General features: G+C 73.5%; 18 protein-coding genes. 12 read left to right on the plus strand and 6 right to left on the minus strand.

The window, feature by feature from the left end; all coding sequences use genetic code 11:
• Positions 1-226, minus strand: a 226-nt coding sequence (locus AB0H81_RS17450) for a hypothetical protein (protein ID WP_358375438.1), incomplete at its 3' end; no start/stop codon positions are given.
• Between AB0H81_RS17450 and AB0H81_RS17455 the strand changes: the two genes are divergently transcribed.
• The 3 genes from AB0H81_RS17455 to AB0H81_RS17465 all read left to right on the plus strand — a co-directional run bounded on the left by AB0H81_RS17455 (position 186) and on the right by AB0H81_RS17465 (position 3,143).
• Positions 186-1,046, plus strand: a complete 861-nt coding sequence (locus AB0H81_RS17455) for a hypothetical protein (RefSeq protein WP_358375440.1) — start codon at positions 186-188, stop codon at positions 1,044-1,046. The two genes, AB0H81_RS17450 and AB0H81_RS17455, sit on opposite strands and share 41 nt — an antisense overlap.
• A gap of 103 nt (positions 1,047-1,149) precedes the next feature.
• Positions 1,150-2,079 (plus strand): glycosyltransferase family 2 protein, encoded by a 930-nt coding sequence (locus AB0H81_RS17460; protein ID WP_358375442.1) that lies wholly within the window; start codon positions 1,150-1,152, stop codon positions 2,077-2,079.
• A 2-nt stretch (positions 2,080-2,081) separates the two neighbouring features.
• Positions 2,082-3,143, plus strand: a complete 1,062-nt coding sequence (locus tag AB0H81_RS17465) for a glycosyltransferase family 4 protein (protein WP_358375444.1) — start codon at positions 2,082-2,084, stop codon at positions 3,141-3,143.
• On the opposite strand, the gene AB0H81_RS17470 is transcribed toward AB0H81_RS17465, so the two are convergent.
• Positions 3,044-4,018, minus strand: a complete 975-nt coding sequence (locus AB0H81_RS17470) for a lysylphosphatidylglycerol synthase transmembrane domain-containing protein (protein WP_358375446.1) — start codon at positions 4,016-4,018, stop codon at positions 3,044-3,046. The two genes, AB0H81_RS17465 and AB0H81_RS17470, sit on opposite strands and share 100 nt — an antisense overlap.
• Before the next feature lie 150 nt (positions 4,019-4,168).
• Here AB0H81_RS17470 and AB0H81_RS17475 point away from each other — a divergent pair, with 150 nt between their 5' ends.
• The 7 genes from AB0H81_RS17475 (at position 4,169) to AB0H81_RS17505 (ending at position 14,105) form a co-directional block, all read left to right on the plus strand.
• Positions 4,169-4,987, plus strand: a complete 819-nt coding sequence (locus tag AB0H81_RS17475; RefSeq protein ID WP_358375448.1) for a class I SAM-dependent methyltransferase — start codon at positions 4,169-4,171, stop codon at positions 4,985-4,987.
• Positions 4,984-5,877: a lysylphosphatidylglycerol synthase transmembrane domain-containing protein gene (locus tag AB0H81_RS17480; RefSeq protein WP_358375449.1), complete on the plus strand. Its 894-nt coding sequence runs from the start codon at positions 4,984-4,986 to the stop codon at positions 5,875-5,877. Before AB0H81_RS17475 ends, AB0H81_RS17480 begins: the two co-directional genes overlap by 4 nt.
• 95 nt (positions 5,878-5,972) lie before the next feature.
• Positions 5,973-7,091 (plus strand): glycosyltransferase family 1 protein, encoded by a 1,119-nt coding sequence (locus AB0H81_RS17485; protein ID WP_358375451.1) that lies wholly within the window; start codon positions 5,973-5,975, stop codon positions 7,089-7,091.
• Positions 7,092-7,111: 20 nt separating this feature from the next.
• Positions 7,112-8,203: an NDP-sugar synthase gene (locus tag AB0H81_RS17490; protein ID WP_358375452.1), complete on the plus strand. Its 1,092-nt coding sequence runs from the start codon at positions 7,112-7,114 to the stop codon at positions 8,201-8,203.
• Between the two features lie 423 nt (positions 8,204-8,626).
• The gene (locus AB0H81_RS17495; protein ID WP_358375454.1) at positions 8,627-9,523 is read left to right on the plus strand and encodes a DNA-3-methyladenine glycosylase 2 family protein; all 897 of its coding nucleotides are present in this window, start codon (positions 8,627-8,629) and stop codon (positions 9,521-9,523) included.
• 157 nt (positions 9,524-9,680) lie between these two features.
• The gene (locus AB0H81_RS17500) at positions 9,681-12,278 is read left to right on the plus strand and encodes a bifunctional FO biosynthesis protein CofGH (protein WP_358375456.1); all 2,598 of its coding nucleotides are present in this window, start codon (positions 9,681-9,683) and stop codon (positions 12,276-12,278) included.
• Between the two features lie 144 nt (positions 12,279-12,422).
• Positions 12,423-14,105, plus strand: coding sequence for a substrate-binding and VWA domain-containing protein (locus AB0H81_RS17505; RefSeq protein ID WP_358375458.1), 1,683 nt, complete (start codon positions 12,423-12,425; stop codon positions 14,103-14,105).
• A 67-nt stretch (positions 14,106-14,172) separates the two neighbouring features.
• On the opposite strand, the gene AB0H81_RS17510 is transcribed toward AB0H81_RS17505, so the two are convergent.
• From AB0H81_RS17510 to cofD, 3 genes are all read right to left on the minus strand, one after another.
• Positions 14,173-14,901, minus strand: coding sequence for a lytic polysaccharide monooxygenase (locus AB0H81_RS17510; RefSeq protein ID WP_358375460.1), 729 nt, complete (start codon positions 14,899-14,901; stop codon positions 14,173-14,175).
• An 88-nt stretch (positions 14,902-14,989) separates the two neighbouring features.
• The gene (locus AB0H81_RS17515; protein ID WP_358375461.1) at positions 14,990-16,261 is read right to left on the minus strand and encodes a coenzyme F420-0:L-glutamate ligase; all 1,272 of its coding nucleotides are present in this window, start codon (positions 16,259-16,261) and stop codon (positions 14,990-14,992) included.
• Complete coding sequence (gene cofD, locus AB0H81_RS17520) at positions 16,258-17,208, minus strand: 2-phospho-L-lactate transferase (RefSeq protein ID WP_358375514.1); 951 nt, start codon at positions 17,206-17,208, stop codon at positions 16,258-16,260. Before cofD ends, AB0H81_RS17515 begins: the two co-directional genes overlap by 4 nt.
• A gap of 192 nt (positions 17,209-17,400) precedes the next feature.
• On the opposite strand from cofD, the gene AB0H81_RS17525 reads away from it, so the two are divergent.
• Together AB0H81_RS17525 and AB0H81_RS17530 are read left to right on the plus strand one after the other, a co-directional pair.
• A complete protein-coding gene (locus AB0H81_RS17525; RefSeq protein WP_358375463.1) occupies positions 17,401-19,839 on the plus strand; it encodes a hypothetical protein in 2,439 nt (812 codons plus the stop codon).
• 321 nt (positions 19,840-20,160) lie between these two features.
• Positions 20,161-20,421 (plus strand): WhiB family transcriptional regulator, encoded by a 261-nt coding sequence (locus tag AB0H81_RS17530; RefSeq protein WP_049564653.1) that lies wholly within the window; start codon positions 20,161-20,163, stop codon positions 20,419-20,421.
• A gap of 82 nt (positions 20,422-20,503) precedes the next feature.
• Here the strand turns inward: AB0H81_RS17530 and AB0H81_RS17535 are convergent, their stop codons facing one another.
• On the minus strand, positions 20,504-20,869 hold the full coding sequence (locus AB0H81_RS17535) for a metallopeptidase family protein (protein ID WP_358375465.1): 366 nt from the start codon (positions 20,867-20,869) through the stop codon (positions 20,504-20,506).
• Positions 20,870-21,046 lie beyond the last annotated feature (177 nt).

The following is a 21,046-nucleotide window of genomic DNA, read 5'->3' on the forward strand; positions in this document are numbered from 1 at the left end:
CGACGCCGTCGTGCTCGGTGAACAGCTCGGCGAGGTGGCCGACCACCTGATCGGCCACTTCGTCGACCAGGCCCGGCACTCCGGCGGTGCCGCGCCCGCGGTGGCTGCCGGCGGCCGGGGCCGCGCTGACCGTCCTGGTGATGGCGGGGCTGGCGGCGCGGCCGTGGTTCCAGACCGTGCGGCGCGTGCCCGTGACCGAGGCGGACCGGCTGACCGAGCGGTTCATCGAGGAGACGCAGCGCGCCAACGGCCTGCCGCCGGACGGCGGGCACCTCTACTTCGAGCAGTCGCTGCGCTGGGTCTTCTGGTACGTGGGCGTGCCCGCCGTGGTGCTGGCGACGCTGGCCGCGGCCGTCCTGGTGCGCCGGCTGCTGCGTGACGGCCGGCCGTTCCCCTGGCTGCTGCCGCTCGCGGTGATCGGCTGGACCACGGTCTCCACGCTGCTGCGCCCCGAGATCACCCCCGACCATCCGTGGGCGTCGCGCCGCCTGGTGCCCGTGGTGATCCCCGGCCTGATCGTGCTCGCGGTGTGGGGCCTGCGGTGGCTGCGCGAGCGGCCCTGGTGGCTCCGGTACGGCCCGCGCGCCCCGCGCCGGGTCGCCGCCGCCGGCGTCGCGCTGCTGCTCGTCCCGCCGGTCGTGACGTCCATCGGCACGGCGTTCACGCCCGTCGAGCGCGGCGAGGCGGCCGCCGTGGCCGCCATGTGCGCGCAGTTCCCGGCGAACGCGTCGGCGCTGATCGTCGAGCGCGTCACCGGCGACCGGCTCACCCAGGTCATGCGCGGCTCCTGCGGAGTGCCGACGGCGAGGGCCCTCCGCACGGTGGGCGACACCGCGCCCGGCGACGAGGTGCGGCGGCTCACCTCGCGGATCAGGGCGGCCGGGCGCGTGCCGGTCGTGCTCGCCGCCGACAAGGAGCAGGTCGCGCGGTACGGCACGCCGACGCAGGTCATGGGCCTGGAGACGCGCCAGGACGAGCGCTCGCTGACGGGCCCGCCCGACGGCACGTGGACGCTGCGGATCAACGTCTGGATGGCCGTCGCCTGACCCGGCGCCCCGCTCCACCGTAGCCACCCCGCGCGTCGAGCAGCGGCGGCGCGCGGCCCGATGTGGGCCCGGGGCGCGGCTGGGCAGAGTACCCTCGACGCACGTGAGCACGCCCGAGATCGGCCAGAGTGGAACCACCGTGGATGAAGCGCCCTACGTCACGATCGTCCTGCCCTGCTACAACGAGCAGGACCACGTCATCGACGAGGTCGAGCGCATCACACGGGCGATGGACTCGAGCGGCTACACCTACGAGCTGGTCGCGGTCGACGACTGCTCCACCGACGGCACCCTGGCCCGGCTGGAGGAGGCCGCGCCCCGCTTCCCGCACCTGAGGATCCGGGCCTTCCACCGCAACGGTGGCTCGGGCACCGTGCGCCGCATCGGCACCCAGGAGGCGCGCGGCGAGATCGTCGTCTGGACCGACGCCGACATGACCTACCCCAACGAGCGCATCCCCGAGCTGGTCCAGATCCTGGAGAAGGACGCCACGGTCGACCAGGTCGTCGGCGCGCGCACCACCGAGGAGGGCTCCCACAAGCTGCTGCGCGTGCCGGCCAAGTGGGTGATCCGCAAGGTGGCCGAGATGCTCGCCAGCCAGAAGATCCCCGACCTCAACTCGGGGCTGCGGGCCTTCCGCAAGTCGGTGGCCCGGCCCTACCTGCGGCTGCTGCCCCCCGGGTTCTCCTGCGTCACCACGATCACGCTGTCGTTCCTGATGAACCAGCACGACGTCCACTACCTGCCGATCGAGTACGCCAAGCGGGCCGGCAAGTCCAAGTTCAGCTTCGTCTCCGACGCCTACCGCTACATCCTCCAGGTGCTGCGGATGATCATGTACTTCAACCCGCTCAAGGTGCTCATGCCGCCGGCGCTCTGGCTGGTGGCGATCGGCGTGGTCAAGGGGATCTGGGACATGGTCCAGCACCCCTTCTACTTCCCGGCCAACACCGTGATGATCTTCCTGTCCGGACTGCTGATCGGCTCGGTCGCGCTGCTCGCCGACCTGATCGTGCGGTCGCGGGGCGAGTAAGCGTGCGCGTCGCGATCGTCGGACCCACGTACCCGTACAAGGGCGGCGGCGCCCAGCACACCACCGAGCTGGCGCACCGGCTGTCCGCGCTGGGCCACGACGTGGTCATCGAGTCCTGGCGCGCCCAGTACCCGTCGTTCCTCTACCCCGGCCAACAGACGATCTCCGCGCCCGAGGGCCGGCCGTACCCCAGGACCGAGCGCCGCCTCGACTGGCGCCGCCCCGACGGGTGGGTGGCCGCCGGCCGCCGGCTGCGCTCCGCCGACCTGGTCGTCCTCGCCGTGCTGAGCCCGGTGCAGGTGCCCGCCTACCTCGGCATCCTGTACGGCCTGGGCCGCCGGGCCCGCGCCGTCGCGCTGTGCCACAACGTGCTGCCCCACGAGCGCAAGCCGTACGACCGGCCGCTGATGCGGGCCCTGCTGCGGCGGGTGGACGGCGTGCTCACCCATTCCGAGCAGCAGGCCGAGCTGGCCAGGTCGCTGACCGCCGCGCCCGTCGGCGTGGCCGGGCTGCCGCCGCACCTGCCCTCCACCCACGCCGAACGGTCCACGACCGTGCACCGGCGGCTGCTGTTCTTCGGCATCGTCCGGCCGTACAAGGGGCTCGACCTGCTGCTGCGCGCGCTGCCCGAGGGCGTGTCGCTGACCGTGGCCGGGGAGTTCTGGGGCGGGCTGGACGAGACCAAGGCGCTGGTCAGCCAGCTGGGCATCGCCGACCGGGTCGAGCTGCGGCCCGGCTACGTGGCGGCCGGGGACGTGCCGGAGCTGTTCGCCCGGGCCGACGCGCTGGTGCTGCCCTACCGCAGCGCGACCGCGAGCCAGAACGTCTGGCTCGGCCACGAGCACGGCGTGCCGGTGATCGCTACCCGGGTCGGTGCCCTGGCCGACCACGTCACCGACGGGGTGGACGGGCTGCTGGTCGAGCCGGGCGACGCGGGGGCGCTGCGCGCGGCGATCGAGCGCTTCTACGCCTCCGGCGAGCCGGAGAGGTTGCGGTCGGGCGTCAAGGCGGTCGATCCCGAGCCGTTCTGGTCGGCGTACACCTCGGCGCTGCTCGCGCTCTGAGAGCCGCCCTTCTCGCGTCCCACCAGGAACGCGACACCCGCGGCGGCCACGTCGGCGAGCGTGAACACCAGCCGCGAGACCACGGCCGCGGCCAGGGCGGCCCCGGTGCCCACGACCGGCGTGAACACCAGCACCAGCGCGCCCTCCCGCACCCCGACCCCGGCGGGCACGAAGAACGTGAGCAGCCCCGTCGCCCAGGCGAACGCGTAGGCCCCGGTGGCGATCAGGTACATGTCCCAGCGGCCCACGAGCAGCGAGGTGTGCAGGCCGTAGATGAGCCAGCCGAGCGCGGTCCAGCCCACGGCCGCCGCGACCACGCGGCCGGGCAGCGCCCGCTCCAGCGGCTCCTTGCGGGCCAGGCGCAGGGCCAGGTTGAGGCCCCAGGTGAGCACCTTGGGGTGCAGGCACACGGCGATCACCGGCACCAGCAGCAGGAGGTACCACGCCTGGCGCACGGCCTGCTGGGTCGCGAGCGTGGCGGCGGCGATCGACAGCGCCACCCCGAGGTTGATCACCAGCGACAGTGAGATGCAGGCGAACGTCCGGCGCGGCGGGCTGCCGTGGTCGCGGCCCAGCTCCATCATCGCCGCGTACGCCCAGACCGAGCCCGGGATGTACTTGCCGAGCTGACCCACGAACATGATGCGGCCCGTGACCCGAAGCGACAGCGGCGAGCCGAGCCCGGCCAGCACCCGCCGCCAGGCGAGCAGCATGCAGAACTGGCCGGCCAGCACCGCGGCGAACGCCCCCGGCACCGCCCAGGGCGACAGCCGCGCCACGGCCGAGGTGGTCTCGTCCCAGTTGCGGGCCAGTCCGTAGCCGAGGAAACCGAGCGCGACCAGCGCGAGGACGACACGCAGCAGGCGGCGGAGCATCCGCCAAGGGTACGCGTGATCAGCGCGGGCGGATAGGGGGCACGGGGGCCGGCGGACGGACCCCCGGCGGGCGTGCGGGCGGGCGTCCCGGCCCGCCCGTCCCGTCCAGGCGGGCGATCGGCGGCCCGGGCGCGGGTACTGTTGGGCGTCGTGGGAAAGGAACGGGTCGCGCAGCTCGAGTACTCCGAGTTCCAGTCGGCGATGCTCGACGAGGCCAAGCGCAGGCGCAAGGCCGCGAAGATCATCGCGGTGCTGGAGCACTTCCAGGGCCCGCTCGACGGGCTGGTCGTGGGCGACGTGGGCTGCTCGGCCGGCTTCATCGCCGACGAGCTGGCCGGGGCCGGCGCGGGCCACACGCTGGGCGTCGACATCGACGTGCCGGGGCTGCGCAGGGCGGCCGACCGGTTCGGCGAGAGGGTGGCGTTCGTCTGCGGCGACGGCACGGCGCTGCCGTTCCCCGACGGCTCGATCGACGTCCTGGTGTTCAACCACATCTACGAGCACGTGGTCGACCCCGACGCGGTGGTCGCCGAGATGCACCGGGTGCTGTCCGACAAGGGCGTGCTCTACCTGGGCCTCGGCAACCGGCTCGGCATCATGGAGCCCCACTACAAGCTGCCGTTCCTGTCCTACCTGCCGCCCGCCCTGGCCGACCGCTACGTGCGCGCCTCCGGCCGGGCCGACCACTACTACGAGCGCTTCCGCACCCGGCGGGGGCTGCGCCGCATGCTGCGCGCCTTCCACGTGTGGGACTACACGCTCCCGGTGCTCGCCACCCCGACCCGCTTCGCCGGCTCCGAGCTGTTCCCGGGCGCGCTGGGCCGCGTGGCGCAGGCCGTGCTCGCCCGCGCGCCCCGCGCGCTGCTGCGGATGACGCTGCCCCTCGTGCCCACGTACCTGTGGGTGGCCACCAAGACGCCGCGCCACCCGGCGGGCGCCGTGCTCCCGCAACCCCCGCAGCCGCTGTGAGCACCGACGTCGGCGCCGGGCGGCGGCCGGTCGCCCGGAAGGTCGTCCGCTTCGGGTTCCTGCTGATCGCGCTCGGCTTCGGCGGCTGGGCCGTGGCCTCGCAGTGGGACGGCGTCGTGGCCGGCCTCGCCGCCCTGAGCCCGCCGATGCTCGCCGGCTCGCTGGCCGGGGTGGTGGCCGCGCTGCTCGGGGCCATGCTCACCTGGCGCACCCTGCTGGCCGACCTCGGCTCGCCGCTGCCGTTCCGGCCGGCGGCCAAGGTCTTCTTCGTCGGCCAGCTCGGCAAGTACATCCCGGGCGCGGTCTGGCCGGTGCTCGCCCAGATGGAGATGGGCCGCGACCTCGGCGTGCCGCGGACGCGCAGCGCCACCGCGTTCTTCCTCATGATGCCGATCCAGCTCGCCACCGGCCTGCTCGTCACCGCGGTGACGCTCGGCTGGGACCGCTTCGGCTGGCTGCTGCTGCTCGTGCCGGTGCTGCTGGTGCTGCTGGAGCCGAAGGTCGTCAACGGCCTGATCGGTTTCGGGCTGCGCAAGCTCAGGCGGGAGCCGCTGGAACGGCCGCTCACCCGCCGGGGCATGCTCACCGCGCTCGGCTGGGCCGTGGCCGGCTGGGCGTGCTACGGCGTCCACCTGTACTTCCTCATCCCGCGGGCGGACCTCGTGTTCGCCGTCGGCGCGTTCGCGCTGACGTGGTGCCTCGGCATTCTGACCTTCGTCGTGCCCGCCGGGGCGGGGGTGCGCGAGGTCGCCATGGTGGCCGTGCTGTCCCCGATGCTGGACCGGGGATCGGCCATCGCGGTGGCCCTCTGCTCCCGGGTGATCATCGTGATCGGCGACCTCATCTGCGCGGGTTTGGCGGGACTCGCCGCACGACGCGGCGGCGTGTGATTTGAGCCCCGATTTGGGGGAGGCTGGTCATAAGCTGAACCCAGAGGGGGACGCCAGGGCTCCCACGATGATCTTGAGGGGAGAAGATCTTCGTAATGCCTCGAGTGCTCGTCGACGCGGCGGCCGTCCCCGCGGACCGCGGCGCCCTGATCCGTTACGTGGACGGGCTGGTGGCGGGGCTCGACGCCGCCGGGACCGACCTCGTGGTGGTCTGCCAGCGACCCGACGCCGGACGCTACCGCCGTCTCGCGCCCTCGGCCGACGTCCGGCCCGGCCCCGTCTCGCTCACCAACCGCGCCGCCCGGCTCACCTGGGAGCAGACCGGCCTGCCGCTGCTCGCCCACCAGGCCGGGGCCGAGGTCATCCACGCGCCCTACTACTCGATCCCGCTGCGGGCCGGGCTGCCCACGGTCGTGACGGTGCACGACGTCACCTGGTTCACCGAGCCCGAGCACCACAGCCCCAGCAAGGCGGCGTTCTTCCGCTCGGCCACCCGCACCGCCGTGCGCCACGCCACCCGCGTCATCGTGCCGTCCAAGGCGACGCGTGACGAGCTGGTGCGCGTGCTGGCCGCCGACCCCACCCGCATCGACGTCGCCTACCACGGCGTCGACCAGGCGCTGTTCCACCCGCCGAGCGAGCAGGAGCGCCGCCGGGCGGCCGAGCGGTGCGGCCTGCACGGCCAGCCGTACGTCGCCTTCCTCGGCGCGCTCGAACCCCGCAAGAACGTGCCCAACCTCATCCGCGGCTTCGCCTCCGCCGTCAAGAACCTCGAGGAACCGCCCGCGCTCGTGCTCGGCGGCGGCGTCCACGAGGACGACGTCGACGCGGCCTGCCGGGAGGTCGAGGCCACGGTGAAGGTGGTGCGCCCCGGGTTCCTGCACATGCCGGACCTCGCGGGGTTCCTCGGCGGCGCGCTCGTGGTGGCGTTCCCGTCACGCGGCGAGGGGTTCGGACTGCCGGTCCTGGAGGCCATGGCGTGCGGCGCGCCGGTCCTCACCACGCACCGCGCCTCGCTGCCGGAGGTGGGCGGCGACGCCGTCGCCTACACCGAACCCGACGCCGACAGCATCGCAATGGCGCTCGGCCGGCTGCTCGCCTCGCCCGAGCGCCGCCTGGCGCTCCAGGAGGCGGGGCTCGCGCGGGCCCGTGAGTTCACGTGGCGGGCTTCCGCCGAAGCGCATCTCGCCTCCTATCAACGCGCGGTCGAATAGTTCGGTAACCTCGCGGAGTGATGGAGAGCTCTTTGCCAGGCCTCGAGGCGATCCTCCTGGTCGGCGGCCAGGGCACGCGCCTGCGTCCGCTGACACTCGGCACGCCGAAGCCGTTGCTGCCGACCGCTGGAGTGCCGTTCCTGGCGCACCAGCTCGCCCGCGCCCGCTCCTTCGGAGTGCGCCGGATCGTCTTCGCGACCTCCTACAAGGCGTCGATGTTCGAGCCCGCCTTCGGCGACGGCTCAGCGTTCGGACTCTCCCTGGAGTACATGACCGAGGAGACGCCGCTCGGCACGGGCGGCGCCATCCGCAACGCGGCCGAGGCGCTGACCTGCGGCCCCTCCGATCCCGTGCTGGTGCTCAACGGCGACATCCTGTCCGGCCACGACATCGGCGACCAGGTGCGCGCCCACACCTCCAGGGGCGCCTCTGTAACGCTCCATTTGACGGAGGTGGACGATCCGACCCGGTTCGGCTGCGTCCCCACCGACGACGAGGGCCGGGTCACCGCGTTCCTGGAGAAGACCCCCAACCCCGTCACCAACCGCATCAACGCGGGCTGCTACGTCTTCACCCGCTCGGTCATCGACCGCATCCCGCGCGGCGAGGTCGTCTCGGTCGAGCGCGAGACGTTCCCCGGCCTCATCGAGTCGGGCGAGCTGGTCCTCGGCTACGCCGACCGCACCTACTGGCTCGACGTCGGCACCCCGGCCGCGTTCGTGAAGGGCTCGCGCGACCTCGTGCTCGGCCGCCTGGCCTCGCCCGCGCTGCCGGGCCCGCCCGGCGAGTACCTCGCGCTCGACGGCGCGCGGGTCTCGCCGGAGGCCAAGGTCAACGGCGGCTCGGCCGTCGGCGCCGGCACGGTCGTCGAGGCCGGGGCCGTGGTGTCGGGCAGCGTGCTGAGCGACGGGTGCGTGGTGCACTCCGGCGCGACGGTGGTCGACTCGGCCGTCGGGCGGGGGGCGCGGGTGTGCTCGGGCGCGGTGGTGCGCGACGCCGTCATCGGCGACGGGGCCGTGGTGGGCGCCGGCAACGAGCTCCAGCACGGCGCGCGCGTGTGGCCCAACGTCGAGCTCCCCGAACGGGCCGTCCGCTACTCCACCGACGTCTGACACCCGCCGCGTCCGTCCCCCTCCCCGGCCCACGAAGGAGCGCACCCTCTCGCGGGGACGCACTGTCCCTGGGGTCGCCCCCTCAGCGAGGGCGGACCGTCCGGCGGGGTCGCCTCCTCACCGAGGAGGGCACACCCTCCCGGAGGGGTCGCACCGCCTGTGGAGTCGCCCCCTTGACCGAGGGGGCAGGCCCTGCCGACGGTCGCACCGTCTCCAGGTCGTCCTCTCACCGAGGGGCGGAGTGTCCCTGTGGGGGCGTCCCCTCACCGAAGGGGGCACGCCCCCACCGAGGACGCTGAGGGGCACACCCTCACGCAGGTGTCCACCCATGTGCGCGGCACCACCACCAGGTGTGACACCTTGACCGGCGGCCGGCACCCCTCGGCGTCCCCGGCGGGGGCGGCGAGGCGGCACACTGGACGGGTGAGGGAGCGCAGGTGGGAGCCCGGTGGGCCGCTGGAGGTGGGGCTGGCGCTGGCCCCGCACCGGCGCGGCTCGGGCGATCCCACCTGGCGGCAGACCCCCGACGGCGCCGTGTGGCGCACCTCCAGGACCCCCGACGGGCCCGGCACCCTGCGGGTGGGCGTCCACGGCGGCGGCGTGCTCGGCCGGGCGTGGGGCCCGGGGGCGGCGTGGCTGCTGGAGATGCTCCCCGCCTGGCTCGGGGCCGACGACGACCTGTCCGGGTTCGCGGTGCGGCACGAGGTGCTGGCCGAGGCCGCCCGCAGGCACGCCGGGCTGCGCATCGGGCGCACCGGCCGGGTCATGGAGGCCCTGGTGCCGGCCGTGCTGGAGCAGAAGGTCGTCGGCCGCGAGGCGTGGCGGGCCTGGCGGTGGCTGCTGCACCGCTACGGCGAGCCCGCGCCGGGCCCCGCGCCCGAGGGCATGCGGGTGGTGCCCGAGCCCGAGGTGTGGCGGCAGATCCCGTCGTGGCACTGGCACCGCGCGGGCGCCGAGGCCGTGCGCGCCCGGACCATCGCGACGGCCGCCTGGCACGCCGCCAAGCTGGAGGCCGCCGCCACCAGCGAGGAGCTCGACCGGCTGCTGCGGGCGCTGCCCGGCATCGGCGTGTGGACGTCGGCCGAGGTGCGTCAGCGCGCCCTCGGCGACCCCGACGCGCTGAGCGTGGGCGACTTCCACCTGGCCAAGCTCGTCGGCTACGCGCTGACGGGCGAGAAGACCGACGACCCGGGCATGCTGCGGCTGCTGGAGCCGTACGCCGGGCACCGGCACCGGGCTTCCGTCCTCGTCATGCTCACGGGCCTGCGCCCGCCCGCGCGCGGCCCCAGGATGCCCGCCCGCGACTACCGCTCCTTCTGACCCCTCCCGAGACGCCCCCTCGCGAGACGCCCCCTCCCGAGACGCCCCTCCCGAGCCGTTTTTCGCGGACGTCCCCTCCCGAGGTGTCCGTCTCGACGCGCCTGCTCTCGGGGGCCTGGGTGCGGGGCGTGAACTCAGGGCTCGTAGTGTGCCTCGTATGAGTCTGGTCAGTGACAGCGCGCTGCGCCGCGCGCTCGCCCGCGCCCGTGACGGCAAGTCCCTCGACGTCACCGAGGCCGCCGTGCTGCTGCACGCCCGCGGCGAGCACCTCGACACACTGCTGGAGCACGCCTCCCGGGTACGGGACGCCGGGCTCGCGGCGGTGGGCAGGGAAGGCGTGATCACCTACAGCCGCAAGGTGTTCATCCCGCTGACCAGGCTGTGTCGTGACAAATGCGGTTACTGCACGTTCGCGACAGCGCCGCACAGGCTGCCCGCGGCGTTCCTCGGGCCCGACGAGGTCCTGGAGATCGCCCGGCAGGGCGCGGCGATGGGCTGCAAGGAGGCGCTGTTCACGCTGGGCGACCGCCCCGAGGACCGCTGGCGGCAGGCGCGCGAGTGGCTGGACGCCCACGGCTACGACGACACGCTGTCGTACGTGCGGGCCATGGCGGTGCGGGTCCTGGAGGAGACCGGGCTGCTCCCGCACCTCAACCCCGGGGTGCTCGGCTGGCGCGACCTCCAGCGGCTCAAGCCGGTGGCCCCGTCGATGGGCATGATGCTGGAGACCACCTCGCGGCGGCTGTTCGAGGAGAAGGGGCAGCCGCACTACGGCTCGCCCGACAAGGACCCCGCCGTGCGGCTGCGCGTGCTGGAGGACGCCGGGCGCTCCAACGTCCCGTTCACCACGGGCATCCTCATCGGCATCGGTGAGACGATCGAGGACCGGGCCGAGTCGATCTTCGCGATCCGGAGGGTGGCCCGCGAGTACGGCGGCGTGCAGGAGGTGATCGTGCAGAACTTCCGCGCCAAGCCGGACACGGCGATGCGCGGCCTGCCCGACGCCGACCTGGAGGAACTGGCCGCCACGATCGCGGTCGCCCGGCTGGTGCTGGGCCCGCGCATGCGCCTCCAGGCCCCGCCGAACCTCGTCGACGCCGAGTACGAGCTGATGATCCGGGCCGGCATCGACGACTGGGGCGGCGTGTCGCCGCTGACCCCGGACCACGTCAACCCGGAGCGGCCGTGGCCGCAGATCGACGCGCTCGCGGCCCGCACGGCCGACGCCGGGTTCCGCCTGCGCGAGCGGCTGACCATCTACCCGGAGTACGTGCTGGCGGGGGAGCCGTGGCTGGACCCCCGGCTGTTCGCCCACGTCCAGGCGCTGGCGGACCCGGAGACCGGTCTGGCCCGCGAGGACGTGACGCCGCGCGGGCTGCCGTGGCAGGAGCCGGACGGCGGTTTCGCCTCGTCGGGCCGGGTGGACCTGCACGTCGAGGTGGACACCACGGGCCGCACCCACGACCGGCGCGACGACTTCGACCACGTCTACGGCGACTGGGAGGCCCTGCGCGACCGCCTCGACCCGGCCGCCGCGACCGGGCCGGCGGCGACGGCCGGGGCGGGATCCGGCGCCGGCACCCCGTCCGACGTCCGGCAGGCGCTGCGCCAGGCCGAGCGGGACCCGGCCGGCCTCAGCGAGGACGAGGCCGTGGCGCTGCTGTCGGCCGACGGCGAGGCCCTCGACGAGCTGGCCGCCATCGCCGACGACCTGCGCCGCCGGACCGTGGGCGACGACGTCACGTACGTGGTCAACCGGAACATCAACTTCACCAACGTCTGCTACACCGGCTGCCGGTTCTGCGCGTTCGCCCAGCGCCGCACCGACGCCGACGCGTTCACCCTGAGCCTCGCCCAGGTCGCCGACCGGGCGGAGGAGGCGTGGCTCGCGGGCGCCACCGAGGTGTGCATGCAGGGCGGCATCCACCCCGACATGCCCGGCACCGCGTACTTCGACCTGGCCAGGGCGGTCAAGGAGCGCACGCCGGACATGCACGTCCACGCGTTCTCCCCGATGGAGGTCGTCAACGGCGCCAGCCGGGCCGACCTGTCGATCGAGGAGTGGCTGCACGCCGCCAAGGAGGCCGGGGTCGACTCCTTGCCGGGCACCGCCGCGGAGATTCTCGACGACGACGTCCGCTGGGTGCTCACCAAGGGCAAGCTGCCCACCGCCGAGTGGATCGAGGTCATCACCACGGCCCACCGCGTGGGCATCCCGACGACGTCCACGATGATGTACGGCCACGTGGACACCCACCGGCACTGGGTCCGGCACATCAAGCTGATCAGGCGGCTCCAGGAGGAGACCGGCGGCTTCTCGGAGTTCGTGCTGCTGCCGTTCGTCCACACCAGCGCGCCCATCTACCTCGCGGGCATCGCCCGGCCGGGCCCCACCGCGCGGGAGAACCGCGCCGTCCACGCGCTGGCCAGGATCCTGCTGCACGGCGCCATCTCCAACATCCAGTGCTCGTGGGTCAAGCTCGGCGACGACCTGTGCCGCGAGGTGCTCGACGGGGGCGTCAACGACCTCGGCGGCACCCTCATGGAGGAGACGATCAGCCGCATGGCCGGCTCGGAGAACGGCTCGTACAAGACGATCAGCGAGCTGCGCGCGATGGCGGGCGCGACCGGGCGGCCGGTCCGGCAGCGGACCACCGAGTACGGCGTGCCGGGGGAGGAGCGCCTGGCCGCCTCGCTCGCGAGTGACGGTGTCTGCACGAGTGTGCGCCGGGTCTTGCCTGTGGCGGAGATATAACATGTTCTAGATTGCACTTGCGTCTCGCCCCGGAGGCGCTGGGAGAATCGTCACTCCCCTGGAGAGAGGTTCACCGTGCGGTTGGGTCGACACCGCGCCGCGTTAAGCACTGAGCTGCGGCGGAGGAAGGCACTCCGGCGAGGGTTGCTGGCGGGGGTCACCGCCGTGGTCCTCGTCGCGGGCACGCTCGTGGTGCTCCTGGGCGGCGGCGGGGCGCTCTGCGCCACACGAGAGCCTGTTCTGGTCAACGTCGCCGCGGCGGTGGACGTGGCTCCCGCGGCGATGGAGGCGGCCTCCCGGTTCAACGAGACGAAGACCGCCTCGGGTGGCCGGTGCGTGCTCGTCCAGGTCACCGAGCAGCCGCCGGCCACCGTGCTGCGCACGCTGATCGGCGACCGGGCCGGCGTGCTGCGCCAGCGGCCGGACGGCTGGATCGCCGACTCCTCGGCCTGGATCCGGCTGGCCCGCAAGCAGGGCGCGAGCGGGCTGCCCGCGGGGGAGAGCGTGGTGGCGACCTCGCCGCTGGTCTTCGCCACCCGGTCCTCGCTCGCGCGGACCTTCTCCGTCGGCGGCACCCAGATGAACTGGCGGATGGTCTTCCCCGCGACCGTGCGCGGGCGGCTGCTGCCGACCGAGCAGGAGCCGGACGTCGTACGCGTGCCCGACCCGTCGCTGGTCGGCGCGGGCATCGCCACCGTGGCGGCGGCCCGGGACGTGGTGGGCACCGGGCCGGAGGCGGACAAGGCGCTCACGGCGTTCGTGCGCTGGGCGCAGGCCGGCTCCGCCCCCGACTACCGCACGATGATGGCCGCCGTGGACGACCGCGCGTTCTGGAAGCGGCCGGTCGTCATCGTGCCCGAGCAGTCGGTGTGGGAGCACAACCGGCGGGCGTCGTCGGCCGACCCGGTCGTCGCGCTGCGCCCGCGCGAGGGCACGATCATCCTCGACTACCCGTACGTGGTGACCGCGACCGATCCGGACGTGGCCGAGGCGTCGAAGGTCTTCGCCGACTGGCTGCGCGGCGAGGAGGCCCAGGACCTCGTGCGGCGGGCCGGGTTCTGGTCCGGCGACGGCGTGCGCGGGCCCGTCTCGCCCGGTCCGCAGGTGCCGGCCGAGACGCCGATGACGCGGCCGTCGGTGTCGCCGGAGGACATCGACGACGCGCTGCAGGCGTGGAGCAGGCTCGCCCCGCCGACCAACATCCTCGTGCTGGCCGACACCTCCAAGCACATGGCCGAGCGGGTCAAGGACACCACCCGGGTCGGCATCGCCCTCCAGGCCGCCAAGATCGGGCTGCGGCTGTTCCCCGACTCGACGCACATGGGCATGTGGGAGTTCGCCGAGGGGCTGGGCGGGGCCAAGGGCTACCAGGAGCGCGTCTCGCTCGGGCCGATCACGAAGCCCGACAGCGGACAGGTGATCCGGCGCAGCGTGCTCGACGAGCTGACCAGCACGATCACCGCGCATCCCGACCGCGACAGCTCGCTCTACGACGGGATCCTCGCCGGGTTCCGCGAGGTGACCCGGGAGTACCGCGAGGAGATGAACAACACGCTCCTCGTGATCACCTCCGGGAAGGACGACGGGCGGGGCACGACGCTCCAGGAACTGGTGGACAAGCTCCAGGACGAGTGGCGGCCGGACCGGCCCGTGCAGATCGTCGTCATCGCGTTCGGCGCGGGCGCGGACCGCGACAGCCTCGGCCGGATCACGGCCGCGACGAACGGGTCGCTGCACGTGGCGCGGGAGCCGGGAGAGATCATCGACGTCTTCCTCGCCGCGCTGGCCCGCCGCCTGTGCCACCCCACCTGCAAGCAGACCCCCTGAGCCGGATACAGGGAGGCGCCGCCCCGGGTGCGCGGGGCGGCGCCTGGCCATGGGAGGGACGGGTGGATCAGACGCGCTGCCACAGCGCGGGGACGTTGGGCGGCTCCCAGCCGGCGATCGCGGTGTGCGCCTGGACGCACCGGTAGGACGCGCCGCCGTAGGTCACCACCGCGCCCACGGCGTAGGCGGTGCCCGCCTTCCACGTGCCGCCGGGGTTGGAGGTGGGCGTCGGTGTGGGGGTGGGCGTGACGGTCGGCGTGGGGGTGGGCGTCGGGTTGCCGCCACCGCCGCCGATCTGGAGGTCGACGCAGGAGTAGAAGGCGTTGGCGGTGTCGGAGATGTTCCAGATCGCCAGGACCTTCTGCCTGCCGGACCAGCCCGAGAGGTTCACCGTGTGGGAGACCGTCGCGGGTGGCTGCTGGCCGTTGCCGCTGAACGAGGCCACCTTGGTGCCGCCGATGTAGTACTCGTAGGAGCTGGTGGCGTGCCGGGCGGTGAACGTCCAGGTGAACGTCACACTGGTGCCGACCGAGGTCGCGGGCCACGGCTTGCTCTCGTCGCTGAGCTGCGCGAACCGGGCGACGCCGGCGTGGCAGGTGCGCAGCCCCTTCGGGCCCTCGACGCTCTGCGGCTCGTAGATGATGTCGCCGCAGCCCGCCACCTGGCCGCGGGCGCAGAACGCCTGGCGGCTCGGCGGCGAGTCGACGTACCCGTGGGCCATGGCGGGCTCGGCCACGAACACCGTGGCGGCGATCGTGATCACCGCCACGGTGACTAACGTGAGCGTCCTTCGCATTGAAGTGCTCCTTTACCTGGGGGGTTGCCCCAAATGTAAAGGAAACTTTCCTAACGGTAAATGCCCCCTGACATGCCCTGTCAGGCCGTCAACGGGTGACGACGAAGTCCGCCGGGTCGCGCGGGGCCCGGTCACGGGGTGGTTCGGCGGCGTGGCCCACGGCGACGCAGCCCATCGGGTCCCACGTCTCCGGCAGGTCCAGCACCTCGCGCACGACCGGACGGCAGAACATCGTGGACGACACCCACGCCGACCCCAGCCCCTCGACCGCGAGCTGGATGAGGAGGTTCTCCACCCCGGCGCCCATCGCCACCACGAACATCTCCCGCTCCGAGGCGTTGCGCCGGTCGTCGCGGTAGGTGTGGGAGCCCTCCATCACCAGGCAAGGCACCACGAGGTACGGCGCGTTGCGCAGCACGTCTCCCCGCCTGACCCGCTTGGCGATCGACTCCTCGGTGAAGCCGTCGCCGCGCAGGTCCGCGATCCACGCCTCGCGCATCGCGTCGACCAGCTTCAGCCGCGTCGCGGCCGACTCCACCAGCACGAACCGCCACGGCGTCGTGTGGTGCGGCGCCGGCGCGGCGATGCCCGCGGCGACGGCCCGCCGCACCGCGGCCGGGTCCACCGGCTCGTCCGAGAACGCGCGGATCGTCCGGCGGGCGAACACCACGTCCCGCGACCCGTACCGGAACAGGTCGTCGTCGGCCGGCCGGATCAGCGGGCGCACGCCGGGCCCGTCGTCGTCCGTGACGAGGTGCCCGAGTCCGCGCACGATCGCGACCGGCACGCCCGCCAGCTTGCCCTTGACCAGCTCGGCGGCCGAGGCGATCTCGTCGGCGAGCGCGGTGACCGTGGCGTTCAGCGGGTTGCCGTGGGTGTCGGCGCCGCCGCGGAAGTCCTCCAGCGGGACGACGCCGGCGGCGCCGACGGCCAGGTCGGTCAGGCCGTTGCGCCAAGGCCGGCCGAACGTGTCGGAGACGATCACGCCGACCCGGGCCCCGAGCCCGGCCCGGACGCGGCGGGCGGAGGCGTCGGCGTCCTCCGGCAGGAGCAGGACGGTGCCCGGCTCGGTGTTGGAGGCGTCGACGCCGGCCGCGGCCATCACGAACCCGTGGCGGGTCTGGGAGATCACGGTGTCGCCGCGCCTGGCGACGACCCGGGCCGTCTCCTCCTCGATGGCGGCCGTGCGGTCGGGGGCCCGGCGCACCCGCCCCTCGGCCTTGCTGACGATCTTGGAGGTGATGACGACGATGTCGCCGTCGCGCAGGTCCGCGCCGGACAGGAGGAGCGCCAGGTCGTCGCCCGGCCGGACCTCGCCGAGGCCGGCGACGGGGATGACCTCGATCGGCCCGGCGGTCATCGGGCCAGCTCCAGGGCCAGGTCGAGCGCGCCGCGGGCGATGTCGGCCGCCACGTCGGCGCCGGTGCCGGGGTCGCGCATGAGGATGGGTCGGGCGACGACGCGCACGCCGTCCAGCCGGACGTCCGCGTCCTCGGGCGCCACCAGCCAGCCGTCGACGAGCTCCGCGCCGTACAGGTCGAGCACCGCCTGCGCCGACGTCTCGACGCCGATCGCCGTGAGGCAGGCGTCGGCCATGCCGCGCACCGGGGCGCCGCCGATGATGGGGGAGACGCCCACGACCGTCTTGGGCAGCAGCGCCTCGCGGATGCCGGGCACCTGGAGGATCGTGCCGATGCTGACCACCGGGTTGGACGGCGGCAGGATCACCACGTCGGCCTCCTCGATGGCGTCCAGCACGCCGGGGGCGGGCTTGGCGCTGTCCACGCCGACCAGCGCGATCGACTCGGCGGGCACCGAGGCGCGCAGCCGTACCCACCACTCCTGGAAGTGGACGGCGCGCCGGCCGCGCTCGTCGGTGATGACGACGTGCGTCTCGCAGCGGTCGTCGCTCATCGGCAGCAGCTCCACGCCCGGCTGCCAGCGTGCGCACAGCGCCCGCGTGATCTGTGAGAGCGGGAAGCCGGCCTCCAGCATCTGGGAGCGGACGATGTGGGTGGCGAAGTCGCGGTCGCCGAGGCCGAACCACTGCGGTTCGACGCCGTAGGCGGCCAGCTCCTCCTTGACGACGTGGGTCTCCTTGGTCCGGCCCCAGCCCTGCTCCTCGTTGATGCCGCCGCCGAGGGTGTACATGACCGTGTCGAGGTCGGGGCAGACCCGCAGGCCGAAGAGGGTGATGTCGTCACCGGTGTTGCCGATCACGGTGATCCGGGCGTCGGGCGCGGTCTCGCGCAGTCCGCGCAGGAAACGGGCGCCGCCGATGCCGCCGGCGAGGGACACGATGTGCATGCCGACCAGTCTTCCACCGGCCTCCGACACACCCGAGACGGCCTCGGTGTTGCCGATCCGCAACTCTCCGAAAAACGCGGCATAGCGGGCGATGTGGGGCTTTTGGGGGATAAGTGGTTGGTGTGTTACCCGCCGCCCATGGCGGTGATGTGGCAAACTCCCTTCGGGCTAAAGGGTCCGATGGGAGTAGTCGTGAACAAACTTGACGCAGCGCGGCTGAGGGAGCCGGCCGCCTGGCTGATGCTGGCCGCGGGCGCGATCGACGTCCTGCTGTCCGTCGGCCGGGTGCTGATCGGCACGACGACCCCGTACGGCGGCGGCTCGTCCCTGATGGACCGCGCCTTCTCGAACTTCTCCAGCCTCACCAGCCCCGTCACCGTGGCCCTGCTCCTCGGCTCCGTCCTGTTCGTCACCCGGTTCGGGCCGCCGTCGTCCAAGGCACGGCCGATCATCCTCGGCGCGACCGGCGCACTCGGCCTCGCGGCGCTGTTCGGCGCGCTCGCGCTGCTGCTCGGGCTCCTCTCCGGCGGCGGCGCCCGCCTCACGGTGGAGTTCCTGCTCTCCGGCGTGCCGCTGCTCGGCCTGACGGCCATCGCCCTCGCCTACCTGCTGCCGCAGGCCATGGCCGCGAACTCCGCCGGCCAGGGCCCGCATCCCGGCTTCGGGGCGACGCCGTACGGCAACCCGGTCCACGGCAGCGGCGCCGACGCGTTCGGCCCCGGATACGTCCCCGACCCGCAGGGCCGGCCCGGCCCGTACGGCGGGCAGCCCCCGTACGGGCAGCAGCACGGCTTCGGCCGGCCCGACGACGGCCCCCACGGCCCGCAGGACCCCTACCAGCAGCCGCAGAGCCCGCAGCAGCCCGCCCCCCAGCCCCGCGCCGCGCTCCCCGCCGCCCCGGGCGACAGCACGGCCGACTCCGACTCCCGCCGACAGGGCCACCCCGACCAGGGCTTCGCCCAGCCGGACCAGCAGCCCGCCTACGGCCAGGCCGACCCCGGCGCCTCGTTCGGCCAGGCCGACCCCGGGCACCCCTTCGGGCAGGGCGACCCTGGAAACGCTTTCGGGCAGGGCGACCAGCAGCCGGCCTACGGACAGGGCGAGCAGCAGCAGCCCGCGTACGCGCAGGGTGACCAGCAGCCGTTCGGGCAGCCCGGCGCGCCCTTCGGCCAGCCCGACGCCCACCAGCAGCCCGGATACGGCCAGCCCCACCCTGGCTTCGCCACGCCCGACCAGCAGCCGTTCGGAAGCCGGCCGGACCATCAGCAGCAGCCGTTCGGCGGACAGCCGGACCACCAGCCGGGTTACGGCCAGTCCGACCAGCAGCCCGCCTACGGACAGGCCGCGCAGACCGGCCAGCACGGCGCCCCCGCCGGGCAGAGCCCGCAGCAGGACCCGTACGGCAGGCCCGCGGAGCCCGAGGGCTTCGGCCAGACCAGCCCCACCCAGGCGTTCCCCCCGCAGTCCGGCCAGCAGAGCTACGCCCGCCCCGCCCCGGCCCAGCCCTCGTACACCACGGCCGACTACACCCCGGCCGACACCGCGCCCGGCGGCGGCTACCAGCAGCAGAGCGACCACCAGCAGACCGAGTACCAGCCCGCGCCGTACGTCCCCGCCGACAGCCACCCCGGCGCCTACGGCCAGTCGAGCGCGTACTCCTCCCTCGACTCCCTGGACTCCTCGCCGAACGTCTACTCCGCGGCCGACCCGGGTCCCGGCACCTACCCGACGCTGGACACCCCGCTGACCCCGTACACCCCGGCCGACTCCCAGCCGGGCGGCGGCTACACCCCGGCCGACGCGCGGCCCGGAGGCTACACCCCCACCCACTCCCAGCCCGACGTCTACGCCCCGGCGCCCGACTCCCAGGCGAACCCCTACGCCACGGACCCCCAGGGCGGCGCCCCGTACACGCCGTACACGCCGCAGCCCCCCAGCGGCGTCCAGCCCGCGGCGCCCTACACCCCGTCCCACGACCCCGGGGCCGCGTACCAGCCGCCGGCTCAGCAGCCGAACGCCTTCAACAGCCCGGCCGACCCCGTCTACGCCTCCGGCGAGACCTCCCCGAGCGTGCCGTACCCCCCGGCCGGCCAGGAGCCGCGCCCCGCCTACGACGCGCAGGGCGGCCAGCCGTTCACCGGCTACTCCGGCCACGAGTACGCCCAGTCCGCCTACCAGGAGCCGGACCCGCCCGTCGACCCGCGCTCGCAGCAACTCCTCGACGCCTACCAGCAGGCCGAGACGTATCAACACTCTGGCCAGCACTCGGGCCAGGCCACGGGTCAGCACCCCGGATACGCGAGCCCGCAGCAGCAGCCCGGGCCGTACGACGCGCTGTACGGGAACCCCCAGCAGCAGACCGGAGCGGCCCCGCAGCAGCAGGGCTACGGCCAGCACGCCCAGCAGCCCGCCGGGCAGGGGTACGAGCCGCAGCCGTCGCACTACGAGCCGCAGCCCTACCAGCAGCAGCCGCCCTCGCAGGGCTGGCCGCAGGGCAACCCCGAGTCGACGGTCCGGCTCGACCAGCAGCCGCAGCAGCCCTACGGAACGGGCGGTGCCGACCGGTCGCGCGACGGCGACGACCCGATCGACCCCACAGCCATATATACCCCCAACGAGCCACGCAGGTAACGAACCGGCAAAGCACGGCTAGAGAGTAGGTGGGCCACGGGCCGGGGCTCTATACCGCCCTGGTACGGTTCCGACCGCTGACAGCGTTGAACACGCCAGGCCAACGCCATGGATCACGTGGCGATGGGTCAGGTGCGAACATCACATGCCATGCACACCGGGGCGAGAGCTGGCCTTTCCCCGGATACCGGCATGCCGCTTGACGTCACGTACAGCACACGCGTGTAATTACAACCATGTTGTTACGCCTTCCCGTGGGTGGGTAATAAGGGAGGCGTTCATGGGGGGCTCCATTGCGGGCGGGCGGCAGGGAGGTGTGCAGTGACCGATCTGGTCATCGCACAGGATCAGCTTGACGCTGAAGAACTCGGATGGCAGGAGCGCGCACTGTGCGCGCAGACTGATCCTGAGGCGTTCTTCCCGGAAAAAGGCGGCTCCACCCGAGAGGCCAAGAAGGTCTGCCGATCCTGCGAAGTACGTGCTGAGTGTCTGGAATATGCGCTTGAGCACGATGAGCGGTTCGGCATCTGGGGTGGGCTGTCCGAGCGGGAGCGCAGAAGGATCAAGCGCCAGGCCGTTTAGAGATATCTGCCGAAAGGGTCACGCGGAGCACCGCGTGGCCCTTTCTCATGCGTGAAGCCCGTTCTCGGAAGGGGCGGGCCGGTCAGCGGCGGTCGTCGTAGCCGGGATCGACGGTCTCCGGCGACAGGCCGAGCAGCGTGGCGACCTGCTCCACGACCGTGTCGTGGACGAGCGCCCCGAGCGTCTCGCGGTCGCGGGCGCGCGCCTCCAGCGGGCGGCGGTAGAGCACGATCGACGCCGGGTCGGCGCCCTTGGCCACCTCGGCCCGGCCGAACGGCACGGGGTCGGCGCCCGTGGCGGGCCCGTCGCCCAGTTCGCTCAGCGGAGGCACGTCCTCCACCGCGAACTCCACCGCCGAGAGCTGCTTGCCCCACTGCGGGCGCAGGCGGTCGACCGCGTCGAGCACCAGGTCGTCGAACCGCTCGCTGCGCGAGCGCGCGATGGGCACGTGGGAGGGCGCCAGCGGACCACGCAGACCGCGACCGTGCCGATCACGCCGTCTCGGACGCCGCTCATGTGTCACACGGCAAGTCTAAGGGGGCCCGGCCCCGGCGCCGAGGACGGCGGCCATCGGTGCATGTGGGTGGAAACGCTGCGACAGCTGTCCGAACGCTGCGAACGCTGT

The sequence above is a fragment of the Nonomuraea sp. NPDC050691 genome (genome assembly GCF_040654455.1).
Taxonomy (GTDB): domain Bacteria; phylum Actinomycetota; class Actinomycetes; order Streptosporangiales; family Streptosporangiaceae; genus Nonomuraea.